This is a genomic window from Fusobacterium sp. SYSU M8D902 (assembly GCF_040199715.1).
Lineage (GTDB): Bacteria > Fusobacteriota > Fusobacteriia > Fusobacteriales > Fusobacteriaceae > Fusobacterium_A.
Map to the genome: position 1 here is coordinate 1 of NZ_JBEFNA010000051.1, position 5,702 is coordinate 5,702.

Here is a 5,702-nt window from a genome sequence, read left to right on the forward strand (position 1 = left end):
ATTTACAATGGATTTTTTTATTTAAAACAGTAACTTTTTAAACGACAACTTCTTCATTTTTATTATACATCAAACAATTACTGGTGTCTATTTTTATGTAGTTATTTTGGGTAGCAGAAACATTTTTTCAATTGTTAGTTTGAAATTTTTTGATTTATCTTGAGAAACTTTAATTTTATTATTTCTACATTTACCAAGAATAATTTTTCTTTTTATAAAAATAGCTTTCTATGATAAAATTCATAGAAAGCTATTTAAAAATATCTATTATTTTATTTTTATACTAATATAGAAAGTATAAGATTTTTTAGTACTTCTTTATATATAATTATTTATTATTTGTAAAATCTATAAGTGGTATTATTAAAGGTGGTTGTCCAGAATATGTTGTTATATTAGATATTATTGGTCTAAGATATGACATCATTATAGCAGGAGCATTTATTTTTAATAATGATTCAACAGTATTTTCATCTAACCCTTCTGCCCAAACAAAAGATGATATAGATGTTACTTTTAAATATAATGGATTATTTTTTGTTTTATCAGGAAATATTTCTACATCTAATTTTAAATTTGCTTCATTTGCTTTTTTCGAGAATACCTCTGTATTTATTTTTATTTCCACTTCTAATAAGCTATTTTCCGAAAAATTAAATTTATTTGAAATTTCAAAATTTAAATTAGCTATTATTGGAAATCCTTTCATTTGAAAAAAACTTTTTTTCATTTTTCCTCCATGTTTATGATGCTAATGTCATAATATTGTTGTTTTCTATATTTTGTAGTTTATTATTATAAATATTTTTTGTGAATACATTATTTTTTGAAATTAATGTCTTTTCATTACTTAAATTAGTAACTATAGAGTTTATATTTAATAAAATAGTAAGTTCATTTTGTTTAAAATTAACTTTAGGCATGTCAATTTCTTTTATAACTAAAGCATGAGGATACATTTTTTTTGCTATTTCTATTTGTCTCTTGGTTGCAGTTGGTTTCATTATTATTTTCATACCATAACCACTTTCATGTCTTTTCATAATTATCACTCCTTTGTAAATTCACCATAAATATTAATAGTTTTATCTATATTATTAATTATTATTGAATTTTGTTTTATTTTAAAAATTATATTTCTACTCATTAAAATCTCATCTTCTTCTCCAAGCATTACAGAGATATCTTTATCTAAATATCCACAAGGAACTCCTTTATTTATATTTCCTTCTATACATAAAAAAATATCATTTTGATATTGATTTTTTAAAATTGAAAGAAATTGTTCTGATGCTTCTTTTGTAAAAGATGTTGAAACAAAATTTCTATATTCTATTCTATCAACTCCACAAAGGAATTCATGCATTTCTTCTAAAGAAATGCTGTGATGTTCATTTCTATAAACTAATATTTCTTCATCTAATATAAATCTATTTAAAATATTATCTATTATATCTATATTTTCTTTTATTTTAAAATCATCAGGTGAATTTCCAAAATCATTGCTATTTAAAATATCATCTCTTAAAAATAGATTTACATCTTCATATAAAAATTTTGAGTATTCACATAATATATTTTTTTCTTCAGATGTAAGAGATTGTTTCCAATTTTTAAAAATTCCTTCTATATTTTTTTGAATACTCACTTATTTATCCTCTCTCTTTTAAAGTGTTTTATTTTTTAATTATACCATTTTATACATTTAAAATCAATGTGTGATCATTATTCTGTAATTAATATTATCCTTTTATTCTAAATATTTTTTATTGGAATAATTTAATTTCGATTAAATTTATATGTTTACAAACGACATTAAACATTAAAAAATATTTTTTATTTTTGTAACTATATAACTTAATAATTGTGCTTTTTTTAATTTTTTATATAACTATGTTCTTTTCTTTCTATTCCAAATGTTATTATTCTTTTTTCTTTAACTTTTTCTTCTTGTATTCCTGTGTCTAATGGATATATCTTTATTTTCTCTGGAGTTCTCCTATTATTCCTCCTAAACTCTTTATATTATTATACATTCCTAGTTCTAACTCTCCGTTATATTTTCCATCCAACACATTATTTCTTAATATCATATCCTCACCACTAAATTTTTTCTTTTTAAAAATATTTTTAAATAGTAAATCTGTTTGAGTTATTGGAAATGATACAAATATCTTTCCTTGTATCAATCTATTAGCTGGTACTATTATTCTGAATTTTACATCTTTATTTTCTATCTCTAATATATCTTCACTTGGGTTATTCCTATTTTTACCTTTTAGAAACCTATAGTTTTTCTCTTTCTTTTTTATTACTATGGTTTTTAGTGCATTAAATCTAAAATCTTCTCTCATTTTATGGAAATCTATATTCCCCTCATCATTCATAAATACTAAAAAATTATTTAGATTATGAAAGGCAAGAGCAGACTTTCCTTTTTCAAAAATTTTCATAGGAAGTAGTGTTTTTTCACTTAATCTTCTTAATTCATCTAAAGTTTGTTTTCCATTTTCAGCAATACCATCTTCATCAAATAGATTTAAAAGAATATTAAGCATATCTTCCCCAAAATCTTTAAATTGGCTAATATCTACAGCTTTTAAACTTTTAAATAAATCTGTCAATTCAGAGTTATTAGAATTTTTTTCAATATTATCCATATTTTCCTTAACACTTTCTATTGTTTCCCCAAAAGAAGAAGCTAAATAAATAAATGCTATTTTAATTAAAATATCCTTATTTTTAAGAGAACACTTTCCATTTTTTAATAAACTAGCAACTAAAAGAAGTTGAGGCAATACTTTTACTAAATTTTCTGAAACTTTTTCTTTAGGTATATCTACAGGCTGTTTTTGCCCTAACCAATCTCCATTTAAATATCCACCAACAAAATCTTCGCTCATAAAAAAGTTAAATATATGGTCTGTATCTTTTATCTCATCTCTTTTTTTAATTAATTCCTCCTTCTTTTTAGAATAGAATTTGATAAGATTGTCTTTAATTGTCTTGTTTTGAATTGAATTTATTTTATTTTTAAATTCAGAGTCAACATTAGGGTCTAAATGGAATTGAAAAGAAGTAATAACACTACCAAAACTCCCAAGTCCATTCCAAGTAGTAGTAATTACTTTATCTCCAATACAAGCTGCATAAAAATGTACATATTGAGCGATAGCACCTGCTAAGCTATGTCCAGTAAGATGAATATTTTTCCCTTCTCCATATTTACTTTTTATATATTCATAAAACAGTACTGCTTCTACTTGTTGAATATCAGTATATTTGGTATATATTTTTAAATCAGTAAGCATATCTCTAGCTAGAGCTAATTCAAATTCAGTTCCTCTATATGCAATAATGATGTCATCATTTCTTTGAAAAGCAACACCAAAGAAACCACTGTCATCATATTTTTCTAAAAGAGAATTATCAAAAAGAGTTTTTTGTATAAATTCCCCAGAAGCACAATCTAAATACTGCCACCCATCTAATATTTTTTCAAATTTAGGTGTCCTATTTTTACTTTTATCCAATGAATAAGTTAAAAATAATCTTTTATCTTCTTCGTGATAAACATATGGAGGTAAATTACCTTTTTTCTCATTGATTATCTCATTACTAGGATAATGCTCTTGGTCATCATAAAAATCTGTTTTTATTTGAGTAATAATATTTTCTTTAAATAAAATATCATTCAATATTTCTCTATCGATTTTATTTCTATCAATTCTATTCCAATGCAAATATGATAATTGTGCCATTAAAGCATAATTAATATCTTCTAATTTTTTCATTTTATCTAACCCCCTCATCAATATATTTTTCCCAAAATAATTGTCCTTTTATCTTTTGGTTTTTATAATCTTTCAATGGTTCCCTTTTAAAACTAATATCAATATCAGTATATCTCATATTAAATCCAATATGTTTATAGAACACATTAACTAAAGTAATTTTTTCTTTTTCAGATATTTTTTCTTTATTTCTAATTTTATCTAGTATTATCTTAATATCTTCCCTATTTCTAAATGGTGGATATACTTGATAAGACACTAAGTTATAGTTTTCAAAGAATGAGTTATCTCGTATATATACTTGCAAGTAAGTCTTTAAATTAATATCATCTTGTAAAAATTTCGCAAATTGATAAGCCTTTCTTTTCATTTCTTCTTTATTAATATTTTCTAATTTATCTACAAATAAATTAACTACTGTATAGTCTGCTCTACCTTTTTCTTCAAAAGGAACTTTTTTCCCTTTGATTTCTAGCATTTCTCTATATCCATCTATATACGGATAAAAATTATTTTCAAGAACACTTTTAGGTCCAAAAATCTCTTTCATTTTATCTTCAATAGGTTTATCTACCTGTAATTTTAAAAATAACCCTTCATAACTTTCAAGATATTCATATCCATCACTGTTACCTTCTAAAGCTAATTCTAATCCAAAAGGATAATTTAATTTTTCTAATCTATCGCTGTATAATATCCCTCTGTACCTAATATTAGTGGTAATATCAAACTTGTAATCTAATCCTTGAATAAAGTAAAAATTGTCTTGAGGGAACTTTCTTTTGAAAGTCCTAATTACAGTATCATTTTTACTTGCAAATAATGATAATGATAAAAATAGCATTGTTATTATTACAAATAATCTTCTTTTCATAAATTCCTCCTTATAACTATTTGATAGTTTAATTTATTATTTAAGTATAACTTTAATTGATAGATACTTCAAGAAATTATTAAAAAACTTTAATATTTACAATATTTTTTATATAAAATATCATATCAAAATTTTTAAAACTATTGACATTTGACGATATGTCAGGCATAATTAAAGAAAAGGATAGTTGACGGCACGTTTTTCTAATAAAAAGTAATTTGTAATAGACAGCATGTCAAAAACAAAAAAGAAAAGTAAGTTTTAATATCTTATTTAAAAATATAGATATTTAATGTGTTTAGATATATAAAAACTTAAAATAATAATATATTTTTATAGAGTATAAAAAAGTTATAATAAGTTGGTATTCTTATTGAATAATAGTTGAACTGTTACCTAGAAAATGAGGAGAGGAATATGAAAGTAAAAAAATTAAATATATCATTTTTAAAGTCAGGAAGTGGAAGTTTAAATACTAGAATAGTATTACCAATTACATGGGTTAGAGAATTAGGACTATCACAGGATGAGAGAGAAGTTTATCTTTATAAGATTGGAGAGGAAATCGTTATTAGAAAAATTCCAAGAATCTTTGATAAGAAAGAAGCTGCAAGAATTGCCTTTGATGAAGTTAAAAAAATAATTTCAATCAAAGAATATATAGAGCATAGAGAAATTATAGAAATACTCAAAACAATAATAGAGAGTTATTTTATAGGAATCAAAGAAAAAGAAAGAAATAATAAAGTTGTATCTTTAATAACTGTTCTAAGAGATAGCTTTTTAGATAAAAAATATGAATTTGTAATAGATAATAACAAGCAATATTTCTTTGACAAGAAAAAATATAAATTTAAAACAGTTAAGGAATTAAGAGATTATTTTAAAATAAAGAGAGTGTAAATAATTTTGTGTATTTATCATCTCTTGATTATTAATTTTTAAATTATTTTGAAAACTGAAAGGAACTAAAAACCTTTCAGTCTTTCTTCATATTCTATTGCTAATTGTCCTTTTATCAAATGCCAATCTTT

6 protein-coding genes are annotated in these 5,702 nt (G+C 23.0%); 1 reads left to right on the forward strand and 5 read right to left on the reverse strand.

Annotated elements, in window-relative coordinates:
• Positions 1–328: 328 nt before the first annotated feature.
• From ABNK64_RS10875 to ABNK64_RS10895, 5 genes are all read right to left on the reverse strand, one after another.
• Positions 329–730 carry a protein-export chaperone SecB gene (locus ABNK64_RS10875; RefSeq protein ID WP_294725745.1) on the reverse strand — a complete coding sequence of 134 codons (402 nt, stop codon included), beginning with the start codon at positions 728–730 and terminating at the stop codon, positions 329–331.
• 13 nt (positions 731–743) lie between these two features.
• Complete coding sequence (locus tag ABNK64_RS10880; RefSeq protein ID WP_294725747.1) at positions 744–1,043, reverse strand: hypothetical protein; 300 nt, start codon at positions 1,041–1,043, stop codon at positions 744–746.
• A 5-nt stretch (positions 1,044–1,048) separates the two neighbouring features.
• Positions 1,049–1,648, reverse strand: a complete 600-nt coding sequence (locus ABNK64_RS10885; protein ID WP_349764393.1) for an ADP-ribosyltransferase — start codon at positions 1,646–1,648, stop codon at positions 1,049–1,051.
• A gap of 331 nt (positions 1,649–1,979) precedes the next feature.
• On the reverse strand, positions 1,980–3,794 hold the full coding sequence (locus tag ABNK64_RS10890; protein ID WP_349764395.1) for an alpha/beta hydrolase family protein: 1,815 nt from the start codon (positions 3,792–3,794) through the stop codon (positions 1,980–1,982).
• 1 nt (position 3,795) lies between these two features.
• Entirely contained in the window at positions 3,796–4,668 is an 873-nt protein-coding gene (locus tag ABNK64_RS10895) for a hypothetical protein (protein ID WP_294725752.1), read from the reverse strand.
• A 417-nt stretch (positions 4,669–5,085) separates the two neighbouring features.
• Here ABNK64_RS10895 and ABNK64_RS10900 point away from each other — a divergent pair, with 417 nt between their 5' ends.
• Complete coding sequence (locus ABNK64_RS10900; protein WP_349764396.1) at positions 5,086–5,571, forward strand: hypothetical protein; 486 nt, start codon at positions 5,086–5,088, stop codon at positions 5,569–5,571.
• The last annotated feature ends 131 nt before the right edge of the window (positions 5,572–5,702 follow it).